At 64.9% G+C, this 17,532-nt stretch carries 15 protein-coding genes; 8 read left to right on the top strand and 7 right to left on the bottom strand.

What is annotated here, in order from left to right; all coding sequences use genetic code 11:
* Positions 1-366 precede the first annotated feature (366 nt).
* The 4 genes from ABIE56_RS15310 to ABIE56_RS15295 are packed head-to-tail and all read right to left on the bottom strand — an operon-like array spanning position 367 to position 3,858.
* Positions 367-957 (bottom strand): PqiC family protein, encoded by a 591-nt coding sequence (locus ABIE56_RS15310; RefSeq protein ID WP_429244650.1) that lies wholly within the window; start codon positions 955-957, stop codon positions 367-369.
* Positions 954-2,633, bottom strand: coding sequence for an intermembrane transport protein PqiB (locus ABIE56_RS15305; RefSeq protein ID WP_429244649.1), 1,680 nt, complete (start codon positions 2,631-2,633; stop codon positions 954-956). The genes ABIE56_RS15310 and ABIE56_RS15305 overlap by 4 nt, the downstream gene beginning before the upstream one ends.
* The gene (locus ABIE56_RS15300) at positions 2,630-3,250 is read right to left on the bottom strand and encodes a paraquat-inducible protein A (protein ID WP_429244648.1); all 621 of its coding nucleotides are present in this window, start codon (positions 3,248-3,250) and stop codon (positions 2,630-2,632) included. Before ABIE56_RS15300 ends, ABIE56_RS15305 begins: the two co-directional genes overlap by 4 nt.
* Entirely contained in the window at positions 3,247-3,858 is a 612-nt protein-coding gene (locus tag ABIE56_RS15295) for a paraquat-inducible protein A (RefSeq protein ID WP_429244647.1), read from the bottom strand. Before ABIE56_RS15295 ends, ABIE56_RS15300 begins: the two co-directional genes overlap by 4 nt.
* Before the next feature lie 172 nt (positions 3,859-4,030).
* Between ABIE56_RS15295 and trxA the strand changes: the two genes are divergently transcribed.
* The 4 genes from trxA to ABIE56_RS15275 all read left to right on the top strand — a co-directional run bounded on the left by trxA (position 4,031) and on the right by ABIE56_RS15275 (position 7,603).
* Positions 4,031-4,909 (top strand): thioredoxin, encoded by an 879-nt coding sequence (gene trxA / locus ABIE56_RS15290; protein WP_429244646.1) that lies wholly within the window; start codon positions 4,031-4,033, stop codon positions 4,907-4,909.
* A gap of 121 nt (positions 4,910-5,030) precedes the next feature.
* Positions 5,031-6,431, top strand: coding sequence for a DUF3300 domain-containing protein (locus tag ABIE56_RS15285; RefSeq protein ID WP_429244645.1), 1,401 nt, complete (start codon positions 5,031-5,033; stop codon positions 6,429-6,431).
* Between the two features lie 9 nt (positions 6,432-6,440).
* The gene (locus ABIE56_RS15280) at positions 6,441-7,331 is read left to right on the top strand and encodes a DUF2950 domain-containing protein (RefSeq protein ID WP_429244644.1); all 891 of its coding nucleotides are present in this window, start codon (positions 6,441-6,443) and stop codon (positions 7,329-7,331) included.
* A 38-nt stretch (positions 7,332-7,369) separates the two neighbouring features.
* Positions 7,370-7,603: a hypothetical protein gene (locus ABIE56_RS15275; RefSeq protein WP_429244643.1), complete on the top strand. Its 234-nt coding sequence runs from the start codon at positions 7,370-7,372 to the stop codon at positions 7,601-7,603.
* Between the two features lie 66 nt (positions 7,604-7,669).
* On the opposite strand, the gene ABIE56_RS15270 is transcribed toward ABIE56_RS15275, so the two are convergent.
* Positions 7,670-9,259 (bottom strand): arylsulfatase, encoded by a 1,590-nt coding sequence (locus tag ABIE56_RS15270; protein WP_429244642.1) that lies wholly within the window; start codon positions 9,257-9,259, stop codon positions 7,670-7,672.
* Positions 9,260-9,530: 271 nt separating this feature from the next.
* Here ABIE56_RS15270 and ABIE56_RS15265 point away from each other — a divergent pair, with 271 nt between their 5' ends.
* Positions 9,531-10,019, top strand: a complete 489-nt coding sequence (locus ABIE56_RS15265) for a YidH family protein (protein ID WP_429244641.1) — start codon at positions 9,531-9,533, stop codon at positions 10,017-10,019.
* A 13-nt stretch (positions 10,020-10,032) separates the two neighbouring features.
* On the opposite strand, the gene ABIE56_RS15260 is transcribed toward ABIE56_RS15265, so the two are convergent.
* Positions 10,033-12,267, bottom strand: coding sequence for a patatin-like phospholipase family protein (locus tag ABIE56_RS15260; protein WP_429244640.1), 2,235 nt, complete (start codon positions 12,265-12,267; stop codon positions 10,033-10,035).
* 239 nt (positions 12,268-12,506) lie between these two features.
* Between ABIE56_RS15260 and ABIE56_RS15255 the strand changes: the two genes are divergently transcribed.
* The 3 genes from ABIE56_RS15255 (at position 12,507) to ABIE56_RS15245 (ending at position 15,198) form a co-directional block, all read left to right on the top strand.
* Positions 12,507-14,078 (top strand): ATP-binding protein, encoded by a 1,572-nt coding sequence (locus tag ABIE56_RS15255; RefSeq protein WP_429244639.1) that lies wholly within the window; start codon positions 12,507-12,509, stop codon positions 14,076-14,078.
* Entirely contained in the window at positions 14,048-14,701 is a 654-nt protein-coding gene (locus tag ABIE56_RS15250) for a response regulator (protein WP_429244638.1), read from the top strand. The genes ABIE56_RS15255 and ABIE56_RS15250 overlap by 31 nt, the downstream gene beginning before the upstream one ends.
* An 83-nt stretch (positions 14,702-14,784) precedes the next feature.
* Positions 14,785-15,198, top strand: a complete 414-nt coding sequence (locus ABIE56_RS15245; protein ID WP_429244637.1) for a response regulator — start codon at positions 14,785-14,787, stop codon at positions 15,196-15,198.
* 284 nt (positions 15,199-15,482) lie between these two features.
* On the opposite strand, the gene ABIE56_RS15240 is transcribed toward ABIE56_RS15245, so the two are convergent.
* On the bottom strand, positions 15,483-17,507 hold the full coding sequence (locus ABIE56_RS15240) for a beta-L-arabinofuranosidase domain-containing protein (protein WP_429244636.1): 2,025 nt from the start codon (positions 17,505-17,507) through the stop codon (positions 15,483-15,485).
* Positions 17,508-17,532 lie beyond the last annotated feature (25 nt).

The raw sequence follows: 17,532 nt of genomic DNA, 5'->3' as shown, positions 1-17,532 counted from the left end.
CATCACTTTGATGGTTGATCACGCACAGGGCCTGCGGCGGTGTCGCGAAAGCCGTCGGCCACAGGGTCGCCTCCTAGAAGGGCGGGGCGCTACCGGGCCCGGGCTCTCCGCTGCGCAACCTCGGTGTATCAGAGAGACCTTGGTGCCCACCCTCGAGGCGAGTTCCGCACAAGAGAGCGGCCGTAGGCCAAATAAGTACACATGCCGCGCAGCGGCACTCCGCACCGAACGCGGAGGACCTGTCTGAGCAGCGAGGGTGGGCACCAAGGGCTCTGTGCCTCAACGGACAAGAGCAAGGCGGCGCAAGCCGCTGGTGGCATGCATTCGCGCCAGCGAATGAACCGGTTCACTGGCGCGAAGGCGAGCTTAGCGGCAGGTGCCGGGCTGGCCGGCGGCTAGCGAGCGGCTGGCGGTGGCGATCTGATCGGCCAGCTGGCCCAACGCGCGCTGGTGCGCATCCACCAGCGCGTCGTAGCTGCCGCCCGCCGGTTCGACCACGCGCGACGCGCAGTTCGCCGACTGCTCACCCGAACGCACCGACCACGATGCCTCCAGCGTCGCACTGCCGCCCAGCTCCGAGTCGAAACGGCGCACATCCACCTGCACCGCCACCACCTTCGCATCCTTCGCCCGCGGCAAGCCATGGATATCGTGCGTACCAAGCCGCGACGACAGGTCCGCCGCCAGCGCCGAGCGGATCTCATCGCCCAGCGGCGACGCCCAGCGCTCGCCATCCAGCACGCTCACCAACGAACTGCCCGAACGCAGCACCATCGAGGGCTGATCCACCTGCGGCGGCACGCCCACCGCCAGGACATCGATCGCAAACGGCGCCACCGTGCTGGCCTGTGCGGCCGCAGGTGGCACCAGCGTATGGAAATGCACCGGCGCCGACGAGCAGGCAGCCAGGGCCGTGACGATCAGCGCCGAAGCGGCGTGGCGGGTGAACTTCATCATGGCTGTCCTTCCTTGCCCTGCTTCGGGGACGACGGCGCGGTGGCCGGCGGCGGTGCATCGGCGCCACGGCCGCGCAGCAGCGCCTCCGGGTGGCGGCCCAGGTAATCGGTAAATGCACGCACCGAGCGGACCGTGCGCTGCAGTTCTTCCAGCGTGTTGGCAATGTTCTGCTGCAACGGCGAGTTCTCGCTCAGCGCATCGTTCGCGGTGCCCACCGTGCGGTTCACGCCCTGCAGCGTCTTCTTCGCCTCCGGCAAGAGTTCGGTATTCACCTGGCGCAGCGTGCCGTTCAACTCCTTCAGGCTGCCATCCACGTTCTTGCCGATCGAATCGAACGGGATCTTCGAGATCTTGTCCACGATGCTCGACAGCTGCTCCTGCAGGTGATCGAAATCACCCGGCACCGTCGGTACTTCCAGCGGCTTGCCAGCGGCATCGAAGGGCACCGCGGGCGCCTTGGGATCCACATCCATCGCGATATACAGCTGGCCGGTAAGCAGGTTGCCCGAGCGCGCCTGCGCACGCAGGCCATGCTCCACCAGGCCCTTCATGATCCGCGGGAACAACGTATCTTCGTCGCCACCCAGTACCTGGGCCAGCTTGTCATGCGCCTTGCCCAGGCGCTGCGGGTACACCAATGCGCCGACAATCACCGGGAAGCTCTTCTTCACCGGGTCATAGTCCAGGTTGACCGACACGACCTTGCCCACCTTCACGCCAAGCATTTCAACCGGCGCATCCACGTTCAGGCCGCGCAGCGAGTGCTCAAAGCGCATGCGGATGTAGCGCGGCTTGCCGTCCGGCGGCGCCAGCGCGGTGCCCTGGTCGGCAAACAGCGTGTATTCGCTCATTTCCGGCGCGGGCGTTTCATCATGCGGCCCCAGCGGATCCTGGAACGCGACGCCGCCAGCGATCACCGTGGCCAGCGACTGGGTGTTCAACTTCAGGCCATCGGCGCCCAGCGACACATCCACGCCACTGGCATTCCAGAAGCGCGAATCCTTGGTAACGAAGCGATCGTTCGGGCCATCCACGAACAACTGCAGTGAAACGCCCTTCCCGTCCTTGTCCAGTTCGTACGACACGATGCGGCCCACCTGGATGCGGCGGAAGTACACCGGCGAGCCGATATCCAGCGAACCCAGATCGGCCGTGTGCAGCTGGAAGCGGCGGCCCGGTGCGCCGTGGGTCACGGCCGGCGGCGTCTCCAGGCCAGTAAAGTCGCTCTGGTCCTCATCCGAGGTACCCGTGTCGGCGCCGATGAACGCACCGGAAAGCAGCGTATCGAAGCCGGAAACGCCGCCTGCGCCGATGCGCGGGCGCACCACCCAATAGCGAGTGCCCTTGGTGGCGAACTCCGACGCGTTCTTCTCCAGGTCGATCGTTACCTTCACATGCGTGCGATCTTTCGACAGGCGCATGGTCGTGACCTTGCCGATCACGACGTTCTTGTACTTGACCTGGGTCTTGCCGATTTCGATGCCTTCGCCGGTCTGGAACGTCACTTCGATCTGCGGGCCTGCCGAGATGTAGTGGTTGACCAGCAGCGAAATGCCCACCAGCGCGGCGATGATCGGCACGAGCCAGATGAGCGAAACGCCCATCTTGGACCGGCGCACCTCGGGCTGGGGCAGGTCTTCGCCTTCCGGCTTGTTCCCTTCTTGCATATCGCTCATTTCGCCTTCCTTTTGTCCCAGATCAGGCGGGGATCAAAGCTCATCGCCGCCAGCATCGTCAGCACCACGACGATGCCAAAATAGATAACGCCAGGCAGCGGCTCAACGCGCGACAGCACCTTGAAGTGCACCAGCGCGGAAAGAATCGCCACCACGAAAACATCGAGCATGGACCAGTAACCCACCAGCTCCACGAAGCGGTACAACTTGGCCCGCTGGCGGGGGCCGTAATCGCTGGCCCGCTGCACGGACACCAGCAGGTAGCCCATGATGCAGAACTTCAGCACGGGCACCACGATGGAGGCCGTGAAGACGATAATCGCCAGGTCGGGCGAGCCGTTGCGCCACAGCTCGAATACACCGCTCAGGATCGTGTTGTCGTCCTTGCTGAACAGGCTCTGCGTCCGCATGATCGGAAACAGGTTGGCCGGCACATAGAAGATGGCTGCCGCGACCAGGAAGGCCCACGCGCGGGATACGCTGCCCGCTTTCCGCGCATGCAGCGGGTTGTGGCAGCGCGGGCAGCGGGCATGCGGGTCGTTCGTATACGTGGTGACCAGGCGGCACACGTGGCAGCCCATGATCCCAAGGTCCTTCGCTCGCAGCATCTCGCTCACCGGCGCACCTCGCGGGTCACGTCCCACAGGTTGCGCGGGTCGTGACTGGCAAACACCGTGATCAGCACCGTCAGGAAGCCAAACGCCCACACGCCAATGCCCGGCACCACGTCAAAATAGGTGTGGGCCTTGACCACCGCCACCAGCACGCCAAGCATGAATACCTCGATCATGCTCCACGGCTTGATGTGCACCAGCGTCGACATGGCCAGGCCAAAGCCCGGCGCCCTCACGCCCCGCCGACCAAAGGCCAGCACCCAGCCAAACAGGGCGATCTGCACCAGCGGGAAGAAAAACAGCGTAAGGGCGGTGAGCGCCGCCACGATCTGCGCGCCATCGTTCCACATGGCGATAACCGCGCCCCACAGGGTGGTATCGGCAAACATGCCCGAGAAGCCCAGGGTGACGATGGGCGAGACGTTGGCGATAACGAACACGATGGCAGCCGCCACGATCAGGGCGTACTGCGCATCGAGGCCCAGCCACTGGTGGCGTTCCAGGACCGCGCCACAATTCACGCACTGCGCCACCTCGCCCCGCGCCAGGTGGCGCCGCTGGTAAACGGTATCGCAGTGTTCGCAAATAATGAGGTCAGGAACTTTTTGCATGCACGCCGGCGCGGGAAGGCCGGTATGGCCCATGCCGATATGATCGCAAATCCGCGTAAACGGCGCATGACGGGCGCGTACGGAGTGCTCCTAAAGGGCGGCATGACCTTGATATGCTGCCGAACTTCCCCGATTTAGGGGGCATCTTTCCCCATCCCCGCAGGAGCCTTCCGTGAGCAGCGCCCAGACCCATAGCGAACATGTCTTCGACGCGACCACGGCCGGGTTCGAAAACGATGTCATCCAGGCCTCGCTTCAGACCCCCATCCTGGTCGACCTGTGGGCCGAATGGTGCGGCCCCTGCAAAACCCTGGGGCCCATGCTGGAAAAGCTGGCCGCTGAGTACAACGGCGCCTTCCGCCTGGCCAAGATCGATGTGGATGCCGAGCAGCAGCTCGCTGCCATGTTCGGCGTGCGCAGCATCCCCACCGTCATCCTGATCAAGGATGGGCAGATGGCCGACGGCTTTGCCGGTGCCCTGCCCGAGGGCCAGCTCCGTGAATTCCTTACCCGCAACGGCATCCAGCCGGCCACGGGTGAGGCCGCCGCCGGCGCCGAGGTGATCGAAGCCGAGCCCGAGACCGCCGAGGAAGCGATCAACCGCCTGCAGCAGGCCATCGCCGCCGAGCCGGCCCGTGCCGAGCTGAAGCTCGACCTGGCGCTGGCCCTGCTCCGCGCTGGCCAGGTGGGCCCGGCCCAGGCCGAGCTGGACGCCCTGCCCGCGAACCTGGCCACGGATGCCCGCGCGGTACGCCTGCGCAGCCAGCTCGATCTGGCCCGTGCCCTTGCCGGCGCGCCATCCCTTGCCGAGCTTCGCCAGCGCGTTGCAGCGAACGGCGATGACTGGGAAGCCCGCGACCTGCTGGGCGTGCGCCTGCTGATCGAGGGCGATGCCCCGGCTGGCCTCGACCAGTTCCTCGATATCCTCAAGCGCCAGCGCGACTGGAACGATAACCAGGCGAAAAAGCGCCTGCTCGCTGCATTTGCCACGCTCGACGATGCTGAGCTCGTGGGCGGGTACCGCAGGAAGATGGCATCGCTCGTCTTCTGAGCCGCCCCAAAAACCGGCCACTCCATAGGTAGTTTTGCGGTTACCGGCTACGCACATCTGCGCTTTCGGGCAGGTGGGCGCAGCCGGATGCTGCGAATGACATTCGCCTTGGAGAGGTCCCGTGAACACACGCCTGTTCGCGAAACTGCTGCGCTACGCCGTCGCAGCCATGCTGGCCCTGGGCGCCGTGGCCGCCAGCGCCCAGGATGCGGGCGCAGCAGCCCCGGGCAACACGTTCCCGAAAGAGCAGATCGACCAGTTCATGGCGCCGGTGGCGCTGTACCCGGATGCCCTGCTTTCGCAGATCCTGATGGCCTGTACCTACCCTGCGGATGTCGCGGATGCCGCCGCCTGGTCGAAGCAGAACCCGAAGGCGACCGGCGATGCCGCCGTCAAACAGGTCGCTTCCAAGCCGTGGGATCCGAGCGTGCAGTCGCTCGTGGCCTTCCCACAGGTCCTCGCCCAGATGGGCTCGCAGCCGGAGTGGGTACGCAACGTCGGTGACGCCTTCCTGGCCCAGCCCGATGACGTCATGGCCTCCGTGCAGCGCCTTCGCGCGCAGGCGCAAAAGGCCGGCACGCTCAAATCGAACGAGCAGCAGAAGGTCGTCGTGCAGCAATCGGCACCGGAAACCACGGTGATCCAGATCGAGCCCGCGAACCCACAGGTCGTCTACGTCCCCACCTATAACCCTACGGTCGTTTACGGCACCTGGGCGTACCCCGCGTACCCCCCGCCGTATTGGCCCCCACCGCCTGGCTACCAGTACCCGGTGGCAGGCGCCCTCGCGCGCGGACTGGCCTTCGGTACCGGCGTCGCCATCGCCAACTCGCTGTGGGGCGGCTTCGACTGGGGCCACAACGATGTGCACATCGACGTCAACCGCTACAACAACATCAATGTGAATAACCGCATCAGCGGCAATGGCAACGTTAACTGGAACCACAACCCCGCCAACCGGCGTGGCACGCCGTATCGCAATTCCGCCACCCAGGCACGCTTTAACCAGGGCGTGGGCGGCGCGCAGCAACGCCAGGCATTCCGCGGCAACGACACCGCCCGTAATGCCAACCGCGACCAGGCCCTGCAGAGCTTCAACCGTTCCACCGGGGGCGGTGCATCACCCGCCCTGAAGCGTGGCGATGCGGGCAACCTCGGGAACCGGGGTGCCGCTTCCGGCAACCCCGGTCATCGCGATGGCGCCGCGGGAAACCTGGCCAACCGCGATAGCCGGGGCGCCAACGCCGGTAACCGTGACCTTGGCAACCGTGCCGCCGCCGATCGATCGCCGGGCAACCGTCCAGGCGCCAGCGGTGGCGGCATCCAACGCCAGGGCGGCGGCGAAGCCCGTGCCAATGCGTTCTCCGGCGTGCGCTCGCCCGGTGATGCAGGTGCCGCACGCCAGCGTGGCCAGGCCAGCCTGCAGCACAGCGCGGGCAGCCGCCCGGGCGCCGGTGCCGCCGCCGCACACCCCGTCAACCGCCAGGTGCCTAACCGCGCCGGCGGATTCCATCGCCGCTAGGAGCACGCCATGACCGTGACTGGCAAAACCCTCGCCCGCACCCTGCTCGGCGCCAGCTTGCTGGCTTGTGCAGGGGCATGGGCCGCAGCGGCAAGCTACCCGACAGCCGAAGCCGCCGCCGATGCGTTCGTGGCGGCGCTGAAAGACCATGACGAAGCCGCACTCGCGAAGGTACTGGGTAACGACTGGCGCACGTACATACCCACCGATGGCGTCGAACGTGCCGATGTCGACGCGTTCGTTGATGACTATGCCAGCAGTCACCGCCTGGCTACCGATGGCGGAACGACGCACATTACCGTGGGGCCTTCGGGGTGGCAGCTTCCGATCCCGCTGGTGAAGGATGCTCAGGGGTGGCACTTCGATGTAACCGCGGGGCATGAGGAGATCGTGGCGCGCCAGGTCGGGCACAACGAGATGGCGGTGACCAAGGTGCTGCTCGCCTATTACGACGCCCAGCGCGAGTACGCGGCCGGCCTGCATGACAAGGACACCGTGCCGCACTATGCCGGCAAGCTGCGCAGCAGCCCCGGGCAGCACGATGGGCTGTACTGGCCGCCGGAACAGGGCCAGCCAGAAAGCCCGCTTGGCCCGTACCTCGCGCCCGAAAAGGTCGCCGGCGACACGTACTACGGATACCACTACCGGATCCTCACAGCCCAGGGCCCATCGGCTCCGGGCGGTGCCTACAACTACGTGGCCGGCGGAAAAATGGCCAATGGCTTCGCGTTGCTCGCATGGCCTGCGAGCTACGGCGAGACGGGCGTCATGACCTTCGAGATAAGCCACGATGGCCAGGTGTTCCAGAAGGACCTGGGCAAGGACACGGCCGCGGCTGCCACGCGTATCCAGCGGTTCGATCCCGATTCGAGCTGGACTGAAGTGCCCGTCACCCCGTGATGCCTAGGCTATCGCCCGCCCACCGCAGAAGGTCTGCCATGCAACGCCAACCGCTGGACTACTCGTACGAGATCACCACGATCCGCCACGTGGGCGAGAACGACGTGACTTGTTTCACTGCGGATGCCGTCGTACGGGATGCCGCGGGGAACGCACTGGCCCACCTGCCCGGCAAGCGCATGCACAGCTACGTGGAGGCCGCCGAGGATGACGCGGTGGATGCCGCGCGCCAGGTGATCCGTGAGCTACGCCGGACCCAGGCCAAGACATAGCAACGACACATCGGCACAAGAGAACGGCGCCTTGCGGCGCCGTTCCTGTCTCGTTTCAACGAACCGCTAATCCGCGCGCCCCGACGTGCTGAGCACCTTCAGCGCCTCATCGATCGTGAAGCTGTTCGGGTGTTGCACCGGCGGAAAGTCCTTGAATGTCGCCACCCATTTATCCATGAGCGCCCACGCGCCGAACAATATGTAGTCGTGATGGAAGAACCAGTCCCAGTAGGTATTCGACGTGATGTCGGCAAACTCGAAGGGATCCGTACGCAGGTTGAACACCTTAGGCAGGCGCAGGCGTACGAAGGGCTCAGCCCACACCTGCATGGTGCCCCTGCAGCGCTGTTCCATGAACAACACCTTCCAGTTATCGAAGCGCAGGCCGAGTACATCGCCATCGTCGCTCAGGTAAATGAACAGCTTGCGCGGGCTCACCGCCTTCTTGTCAGTGAGGTGCTCCACCAGGCTCGAGCCATCAATGTGATTCTTGTACGTTCGGCCTATCGCCTTGTAGCCCTTCTTGAGTTCATCGACGGCGCCGGGCGCGCCGGCCATTTCTGCAAACGTGGGCAGCCAGTCGTGGTGCTGCACGATATCGTTGGAGATACGACCCGGTTCGATGTGTCCTGGCCAGCGGACCAGCATGGGGATGCGGAAAGCACCCTCCCAGTTGGTGTTCTTCTCGCTACGGAACGGCGTTGTCGCTGCATCGGGCCATGAGTTCCGGTGCGGCCCGTTATCCGTCGAGTACATGACGAACGTATCATCCGCGATACCCAGCTCATCCAGGTAATCAAGCAGTTCACCCACGTTACGATCGTGGTCGATCATGGTGTCATGGTAAGGCGATTGCCAGCGGCCCGACTGACGAAGGCTCTCCTTCTTCGTATGCGTGAAGATATGCATGTGGGTGAAATTCAGCCACACGAAGAACGGCGTGTCGTCGTCTACCTGGCGCTTGATGAAGTCCTTCGCCGCAGCGGCAAATTCGTCATCACAGGTTTCCATGCGCTTGGCGGTGAGCGGCCCTGTATCGTCAATTTTCTGCTTGCCAACCCGACCGAAGCGGGGGTCGCTCGTCGCGTCGTCCTTGTCGGTAGCCCACGAGTGGATCACGCCGCGGGGGCGGACGGTCTTGACGAAGTCGGGGAAATCCTTCTCCGGGAAGTAGTCGTACATCTCCGGCTCTTCCTCCGCATTCAGGTGATAGAGGTTCCCGAAGAACTCATCAAAGCCGTGGTTGGTCGGCAGGTGCTCGTTGCGATCGCCCAGGTGGTTCTTGCCGAACTGGCCCGTGGCATACCCCTGGTTTTTCATCACGGCGGCAATCGTGACGAGCTTGTCGGACATACCTACCGGCGCGCCGGGGAAGCCGACCTTGGACAAACCGGTGCGATACACGCTTTGCCCGGTGATGAACGACGACCGGCCCGCGGTGCACGATTGCTCGCCGTAGGAATCGGTGAACATCATGCCTTCGTGGGCCAGTCGGTCGATATTGGGCGTCTGGTAGCCCATCACACCGTGGCTGTAGCAGCTCAGGTTAGTGATGCCGATATCGTCTCCCCATATCACGAGGATATTGGGGCGCTTACCTGCCTTGCCCCCGGCGGCCTTTGCCGCCGGTGCCTTGTTCGCTTTGCTGGTTGCCATGGTATCTCCCGTAACACTCCGGGCGCGTCGTGGAGGGTTCGGTGCGCGCGCATTCACCGACAGCTGTACGTGTCGATACTCGGAAGAATTCCCGGCGCCATAAAGCGTAGTCGCGCCCATACCCGGCTAGGTAAATCTACGCGCGCTTTCGCCTAGGTAGAACTACCCACCGGCCGACGGAACAATTGCGCTGTGACCCTGGCGATACAAGGCCGAGGATCAGTACTTCCTGTCGTTGGGCAACGCAGGGCGTTGACGCCTGGAGACTGCGATGAGTACCGAACCTGCCAAATTCGATTACGTGCCGGCGGCACTCGAGGGCGACCGGCCCGATCCGGCCGTGGAACTATCGGCACGCCGCACCGGCATGTCGTTCCAGCGAACGCGCATGAGTACGGACCGAACACTCATGTCCATCATGCGCACGTCGGTATCGCTGATCAGTTTCGGGTTCACCATCGCCCAGTTCTTCCAACACCTGCGCAGTGCGAAGCTATTACCGGAGGATAGTAGCGCGCCACGCCACTTCGGCGTCGCGCTGGTGTCGCTTGGCATACTGATGCTGGTGCTGGGGATCGGATATCACATCCACTACATGAATTACCTGCGCCGCGAGCGCGCATCGATGGCGCACGAAGGGTTGATCCACGGCGAATCCCCCTACCCCGTATCGCTGACGTTGCTGGTGTGCCTCGTGCTGCTGGTGATCGGCATCCTTGCCGTCATCAGCCTTACGGGCCATGTGGGGCCGTTCGATTGATCACGTGCCGTGGCTACAAGCCCGGGCGCAGGAGCGAACCGAAGGTGAGATACACAGCGGTATGGCCGCCCTCGGCGTGGCCCACCCCGAGAAATACGGGCCCCAGTGGCGATTGCACGCCCGCGAAGATGCTCCCGGCGTAGATCAGTGAGCCCAGGCGGACATCATTCTTGTCGCGCCATGTGTTGCCTGCTTCCAGGCTCATGCCGATATAGATGGGCGTGGAGAAGATCGCATCGAGATTGCCCGTGCGCCGGTACAGCACCGCGCGACCGAGTGCCGACTGCGTACCGTAGAGCGAACGCTCACCGTAGCCGGATAAATTGAGGAAGCCACCCAGGAAGGCCTGCGATTCGAAGAAGTTGGTGTTATCCAGCGCGCTGGATGCACGCAGCCCGAGCAGAAGGTGATAGCGCCCGGTGCTAAGCCCCCAATCCGGGATCCAGTCGGCCACCAGCCTGGCGACATCGCCATCCACCTTCCCGCCCATGAAGGTGCGGTAGCTCGTGTAGCGGAAATTGATATGGCTGCCACGTGTCGGGAACTGCGCATTATCCAGGCTATCCCAATCGAGGCCGAGCCCCAGCGACGCGTAGTCGGAGGTGCCATTGGGGAATGTCGAGGGTTCGCCCACCCGCAGATCACCCGAATCCCGCCCCCTCGCCACCGATGCGGAAATGCGCCAGTACGATTTGGGTGTCCAGCCGATCTCAAGCTGGCCGCCCCGCCGGCGGATCTGGTATTCCGCCAGCTGCTTGTCGCCTTTGCCATCGAAGACCGGAACTTCTTCGTTGCGCGCCGTGATCGTCGGCATCACGTACACGGTGGATCCCTGGCCAAACGGCTGGAAGAACTCCGAGCGGATGCCACCAATGCGCCCGCTCCACAGGGTATTCCGCCACTCGCCGCCGCTGTCGTTCAGATTGGTAGCGGTGATCTCTGCGGAGAGCAGGTATTCGCTGCGGCCGTTGAAATCATCATCCAGCTGGAACCCCATCTTCCCGTAGATGGGCCCCCACGCCTTGTCGACCGGCGTGAGCCGTATGCCGCGGTCCTCATCACGCTGCACCAGGTGGTAATCCACTTGCTGGTAGCTACCCTGGCCGTAGATCGTACCGATGCGCGCTTCGACATCCCTGGCGTCAAACGGCTTTCCCACCTCAGGCTGTAGCTGCTCGCCGGCGAACTTGCCGCTATGGGTGTGCCGCTCATCCACATCGATAAAGGCCACCAGCTTGGGATCGAAATCGCGCTGGCGGTGGTTGTCCAGGAACGCCTGCCACGCCTGCGGCGATGCGGAGAGTGCGCGAAGCCGGGGAAGCGCCGCTTCGGCCGCGGCACGGCCGATCGCAATAGCTTCCTCGGCGCGGTTGAACTCTCCCGCGCCCAGCTTGCCGAGTGCCGGGCGAATCAGGATGTCCTGGCCAGACAGGGCTTTCAGTTGCCGATCGGTCTTCTCGGCCATCAACGCACTGACCATCTGGTTCAGCAGCGCCACGGGGTTACTCAGCTGCGATTCCTCGGCCAGCGGCGAGCCGACATCGACCACGATCAGCCTGTCCGCCCCCATGTCACGCACAACGTCGATAGGCACGTTATCCATCAGGCCACCGTCCACGAGCAGCTTGCCCTCGACATTCGTGGGGGCGAAGGCGCCCGGCACCGACATGCTTGAGCGGATCGCAAGGGGGAGGTCGCCGCTGGCGAAGACGACCGGCTTGCCTACGACGATATCTGTTGCCACGGCGCGGAACGGGATGGAAAGGTCGTTGAAGTCATGCACATTCCACGTGGAGACCAGCAGGCGGCGCAAGAGGAGCAGCAGCTTTTGCCCCTGCACCACGCCCGCAGGCGTCACGATGTGGCCATTCTTGTAGCCCACCTCGAAGTTCAGCAGGTACCGGTAGTCGGCATCCTTGCGGTGCATGGGCTCTTCGGCACGGTCGGGGTCATCGGAGAACAGGTCCTTCCAGTCCAGCTCGCCAATCACGTGCTCCATCTCATCGGCGGAATAGCCCGCGGCATACAGCCCACCGACGATCGAGCCCATGCTCGTGCCGGCCACCTTGCAGATGGGGATGTGCTCGCGCTCGAGCACCTGGATGACGCCGATGTGCGCCGCGCCACGCGCCCCGCCACCGCCGAGCACCAACCCGATGCACGGCGAAGGCTGCAGGCTTGCCGCGTGCACAGCCGTCACGGACGTGAAGGCGCACAGTACCGTGATCGCCAGCCATGACCTGCGCATATGCGCGCCTCCACCCGGGAATTCGTGCAGTTTCCCCCGTCGGCGTGCACCAAGGCAGCGAAGAAAAGGCCGGTACGACCACGCATAACTACTTAGAAAAAACTGCGACTTACAACGAACTTTGCCCTTTCCGAACATCCGTGCAATCGCTAGTATCAACCGAGGCGACGCAGGGGCCGCCAGTGCAACATCACACCGGAAAGGAAGCACGCCTTAGCGGTGTGCCGGGAGCGACGGTGATGGCGACACGGGCATCCGACCATCGGCAGGTTGCCACCTGGTGCGCTCTCACCTGCGCCGGGGTCGTCGCTGCGCAGCTGGTATCCACGGCACTTTGGGATCACCAGAACGGTACGCACGTGGTGTGGTTTCCCGGCGCGGTGTTGCTGGGTGTCCTGTTGGCCACGCCGGTTGCCATGTGGCCAGCGCTGCTTGCGGCTGGCTATGCGGGCCTGGTGGGCACCGTGAGCGCGTTCGGATGGCCTCTCGCCGATGTAGGCCTGGTCGCCCTGCCCAACATCGCGCTCATTCCGGTCGTTGCATGGTGCATGCGAAAGCTGCCGCGACGTGTACCGGCCCTGCAGGATTTTCGCATGCTGGTGGTGTTTACGCTGCTGGCGATCATCGCACTTCCCGTCATGGCGGTCGGGCTAACGGTCGTGCTTGGCCGGTTCACCGCACTGAACGACATGATCATCCCGGGATGGGAAAACCTGATCACGGCGCAAGCGCTGGGTTACGCCCTTTACGTGCCCGCCTGGTGCAGCCTGCGAGCGCACGAATCGGCGCTGCGCGATGTGGGCAGCCTCGATATCGGCTTCCTTATCCTGTTGGTGCTGGCCATCGTCCTGCTGGTCATCCTGTGGTATGCCTATGGCGACCAGCAGCAGTTCAGGCCATTGCTTTGCCTGGCGCCGACGCCCATCGTGATCGCCGCTATCTTCTACGCGCAGATGCCGGGCAGCTCCGTAACGATGTTCGTCATCGCCGTCATTGCCGCGCACATGACATCGCGCGGACATGGTCCGTTTACGGTCGACTCAGCCCAGGCCACCACCCTGGCACTGCAGTTGTGGAGCCTGCTGGCAGCGATCGCCGCCCTCGCGGTCGCCGTCGTCGTGGAACAACGCTTCGCCGGGCGGCGTTCCCTCGTTGCCGCGCACGTCGAGTTGCGCGAACTGGCGGGGCGTCTTATCGCCACGCAGGAACAGGAACGCGCCCATCTGGCGCGCGATCTGCACGACGATATCAACCAGCGACTTGCCGCCGCCTCGATCGATCTTTCCACGTTGCGCAAGCGCCTTGCGCCGGAATACACCGACGACGTGAGTGGCCTGCAGGACCGGATCGTGGCCCTGTGCGACGACGTGCGCCAGCTTTCCCACCAGCTACACCCCAGCTGCCTGCAGCATGTAGGGCTGCGCAGCGCCCTGGAAAACCTGTGCAGGCACCCCGCAGGCCACGCGTGGCCACGCGTGCGGGTACTGGCCGACGATGCCGTGAATGAGCTTGGGCCAGAGATCGCGTTGTGCTTCTACCGCGTAGCGCAGGAGGCCCTGGCCAATGCCGTGCGCCACGCCGGCGCGAACGAGATCACCCTGCGGGCGATGGTGGACGAAGGGATCGCCACGCTGCAGGTGCTCGACGATGGACAGGGCTTTACCTCACCACCGTGCCCTGCCGCGCGCACGGGTATCGGCATCACCAGCATGAATGAACGGGCGAAGCTGCTGGGGGGCAGCTTTGATATATCCAGCACACCTGGGAAGGGAGTAGATGTATGTATCCGGATTCCGACGAAAACGATGTGATGTGTGCGACGCGAGCTCGCGTCGTTTTTGCCGATGACCACCGCATGGTGGCCGAGGGCATCACCCGCCTGCTGGATGAACGCTTCGACCTGGCGGCCCTGGCCCAGGATGGCCATGCCTTGCTGGCCCACGTGCGTAGCGAGGCGCCGGATCTCGTCCTCTCCGACATCAACATGCCCGGTTGCAACGGGCTGGATGTGCTTAAGATCCTGCGCGCGGAAGGCAACACCGTGCCCTTCGTGTTCCTGACCATGCATGCCGAGCCCGCCCTGGCGGCTGCGGCCATGCGCTCGGGAGCCAACGGATACGTGCTCAAGCTCGCTGCCGGCGAGGAGCTACTACTGGCCCTGCAGCAGGTATTGGAGGGGCGCAGCTATGTCACGCCATCACTAGGCGCCCGTTACCTGCGCGGCCACCTGGGCGAGCTGCACGAACTCACACCCAAACAGCGCGAAGTACTCAGGCTGGTCGGCACGGGACTGCGCTCCAAGCAGATCGCCGCGCAACTCGGCCTTTCCGTGCGTACCGTAGAGGCGCACAAGTACACGATCATGCAGATCCTGGATGTCCACAGCACCCTGGAACTGGTGCGCCGTTCGGAAGAGCTTGGGTTGTTTTTCTAGGCCCTGCCGGGAGTAGATCTACGCAGTGGGCGGGGCGTGCGTTTACGCTGTTGGAAAGCAGGGTACGGATCCACAGTCGATCCATGGAAGCCTGTGCCCAGCCTTCCCGCCGCCCTACCCTCGTGCTGGCGGAAGATCACCCTGCGATCGCCCGCGCGATCGTAAGCTTGCTAACGGCCGATTTTGACCTGCTGGCCGCGGTCACCGATGGCGAATCGCTGGTTACGCTGGCCTCGCGCCTGCGCCCGGACGTGGTCGTTACCGATATCGGCATGCCGGGCCTGGATGGCATCGAAGCGGCCAGCCAGCTGGTGCGTTCGCTACCGGGGTTGCCCGTGGTCTTCGTCAGCGTGCACGACGATCCCGAGATTGTGCGCCATGCGCTAGCGGTCGGGCGCGGCTTCGTCATCAAGGCCGCCGCCGGCGATGAACTGGTGGATGCGGTTCACGCCGCGCTACGTGGCGAGGCGTTCGTCTCCCGCTGGCTAGCCAGGTAACCTGTAGGAGCGGGGGGGGGGGGGGGGGGGGGGGGGGGGGGGGGGGAGGGGGGGCGGCCCCCCCCCCCCCCCCCGCCCAAGCCGGGGGGGGGGGGGTGTGGGGGGTGTGGGGGGCGCTGAGGGAGGGCCAGGCGGGGCGCCACATATACCGACAAAACAAAAAACCCCCCCCCCCCCCCCCCCCCCCCCCCCCGGGGGGCGGGGCGGGGGGGGGGGGGGGGGCCCCCCCCGCCCCCCCCCCACCCCCCCCCCCCCCCCGCTCCTACAGGGTTATGCGGGCACCGTTATGCGATGGCCGGGAACGCGGTGATACGCAGCTTGGCGCCCGCATAAGGCACGAGCTTCAGCGTGGTTTCCGGTTCGCTGGTGGCTGTGACTTTCTCAGGCACCGGGTCCGCCGCACCCTCTTCCGCCTTCCACGCCACCGGGCGGCCGCGCACGCTCAGCGTCACTGCGGGCGTTGCTCCTGCGAACGGACGCGCGCCGATCGGGTGTTCCTCGGCATCCGCTTCAAGCGCGACGCCATAGTTCCATGCCGTCGTGGGGTACACCTGCCAATCGTTGGTCAAGCCACGCGGGCGCCACTTCACCCATGCTTCGCCGATCGGCAGCGAGAACACCAGCGGGCCGCGCAAGAAGGTCACGGCGTTGTTGTAGCCCCGTTCCGTCACCACCTCCGCCGGGAACGACAGCGCGATGCGGTCACCCGGCTTCCACGTGCGCTCGATCGTGTGGAAGCCGGCCCCGGCCTTCACCGCGACGGCCGCGCCGTTTACCTTGATGGATGGCTGCTTGCACCATGCCGGTACGCGCAGGCGAAGCGGGAACGCCAGCGCATGGTCAGGCGATAGGGTGATCGCGATATCGCCGCGGAACGGGTAGTCCGTCGTCTGTTCGATGGCAACCGGCACGTCGCGGACCACCGTCGATACGTTGCACGGTGCATACACCGTTGCCGCGAGCCCACCATCGCTCGTCGCCATCCACAGCGCGGCGGTGAGCTTGGGCCATCCCTGGTGGAAGTTGGCGGTGCAGCAGCCGAAGTGCGGATCGAGGCCGAACAGGTTGGCCTCCGGGCCATTGGTCGTCCACGGGCGGCGGTGCAGGCTGACCTCTACCTGATTGGGCTGCTGGTCGTACTGGTGGGCCCACATGTCGTCGGTGAAGGTACCGGGCAGGGCGTTGTAGGCGATGCGTTCGATGCGATCGCCCAGCGCCGCGTCGCCGGTGATGGCCAGTGACATCTCCAGCGAGTACATCGCCTCGACCACGGTGCAGAGTTCCACACCCTGTGAGGGACTGCGCCCGGCCAGGTGCTCATCGCAGGAGAACATGCCGTTCGGCAGGCCGTGGTAGGTATCAAGCATCGCCAGCTGGTGATGGATAGCGGCCCGGTCATCCGCGCTGCGCGATACCAGCGACCACACCGGCGAAGCCTTCAGGGCCTGGCCGTTGTTCACGCCATGCACCTGCAGCCCGTCGTCCACCATGAACACGTCGCCGCCGCTGCGCATCTTCGCTTCCAGCGCCTTCACGTCCACCTTTTCCTTGAACGTGAAGTTGGCGAACATGCCCTGCCAGTCGTAGCCCTGCTTTTTCAGCAAGTGCGCCAGCTCCATCAGCTTTGGGTCCTGTGTGCGCGTGTACAGCCAGAGCACCACGGCCACTTCATCCTGCCAGCGCATGCGGCCCCAGTCGCGCAGCGGGCGCTCCGGCATGGCCTGGAGCTGGTAGTGGAAGTAGTTCGTCATGAACGGGATGACGCGCGCATCGCCGGTGAGCTCCTGGTACTGCGCGAGCACCTTCAGCATCACCATGCGCGGCCACCAGTCGTCATTGCTGCGCGGGCCGAACATGCCGTTGGGTTGCGCGCTGCCCAGTGTCCAGTCGATGAAGCGCTGCGCCTTGGCCTTCAACGGTGCCGAATCCAGTTGCCAGGCGAGCGGCAGCAGGCCATCGAGGAAGTAAGGGCCTCGCTCCCACGATTCGCCCTTGCCACCGAGCCAGCCGCTTTCGGGGCCCAGATCGGGCCAGGTCTCGTCGACATGCCCGCCCAGGCCATCCGCCTGGATCTGCAGCTGCCGGCGGAGCCACCCGGCGGGTGCGATCGAGCCGGCCGGCAGAAGTTGCAGCGGCTGGGGCGCGAGTGGTGCGGGCGGAAACAGTGGCGTGGCGGGTGCGGCCTTGCCCGGCGTGGCGGCGCCCGGCGCGCCTGTCGCAGCAGTGGCCGCCAACGGCACGAAGGAGGCCAGCGTGCCCATGGCGGAAGCGCGCAGGAAGGCGCGGCGGCTCGAAACGGCGTCACCCATCGATCGATATCCCGTGGTTGTCCCG

Source organism: Luteibacter sp. 621, assembly GCF_050435445.1.
Taxonomy (GTDB): domain Bacteria; phylum Pseudomonadota; class Gammaproteobacteria; order Xanthomonadales; family Rhodanobacteraceae; genus Luteibacter.
Note: the sequence above shows the minus strand (reverse complement) of the source record. Positions and strands in the feature narration are given on the sequence as shown.

Excerpts from the sequence above, each read along its gene's own strand:
- ABIE56_RS15310 (WP_429244650.1), bottom strand. The coding sequence starts at position 957 with ATGATGAAGTTCACCCGCCACGCCGCTTCGGCGCTGATCGTCACGGCC.
- ABIE56_RS15305 (WP_429244649.1), bottom strand. The coding sequence starts at position 2,633 with ATGAGCGATATGCAAGAAGGGAACAAGCCGGAAGGCGAAGACCTGCCC.
- ABIE56_RS15295 (WP_429244647.1), bottom strand. The coding sequence starts at position 3,858 with ATGCAAAAAGTTCCTGACCTCATTATTTGCGAACACTGCGATACCGTT.
- ABIE56_RS15280 (WP_429244644.1), top strand. The coding sequence starts at position 6,441 with ATGACCGTGACTGGCAAAACCCTCGCCCGCACCCTGCTCGGCGCCAGC.
- ABIE56_RS15275 (WP_429244643.1), top strand. The coding sequence starts at position 7,370 with ATGCAACGCCAACCGCTGGACTACTCGTACGAGATCACCACGATCCGC.
- ABIE56_RS15270 (WP_429244642.1), bottom strand. The coding sequence starts at position 9,259 with ATGGCAACCAGCAAAGCGAACAAGGCACCGGCGGCAAAGGCCGCCGGG.
- ABIE56_RS15265 (WP_429244641.1), top strand. The coding sequence starts at position 9,531 with ATGAGTACCGAACCTGCCAAATTCGATTACGTGCCGGCGGCACTCGAG.
- ABIE56_RS15260 (WP_429244640.1), bottom strand. The coding sequence starts at position 12,267 with ATGCGCAGGTCATGGCTGGCGATCACGGTACTGTGCGCCTTCACGTCC.
- ABIE56_RS15255 (WP_429244639.1), top strand. The coding sequence starts at position 12,507 with ATGGCGACACGGGCATCCGACCATCGGCAGGTTGCCACCTGGTGCGCT.
- ABIE56_RS15250 (WP_429244638.1), top strand. The coding sequence starts at position 14,048 with ATGTATCCGGATTCCGACGAAAACGATGTGATGTGTGCGACGCGAGCT.
- ABIE56_RS15245 (WP_429244637.1), top strand. The coding sequence starts at position 14,785 with ATGGAAGCCTGTGCCCAGCCTTCCCGCCGCCCTACCCTCGTGCTGGCG.
- ABIE56_RS15240 (WP_429244636.1), bottom strand. The coding sequence starts at position 17,507 with ATGGGTGACGCCGTTTCGAGCCGCCGCGCCTTCCTGCGCGCTTCCGCC.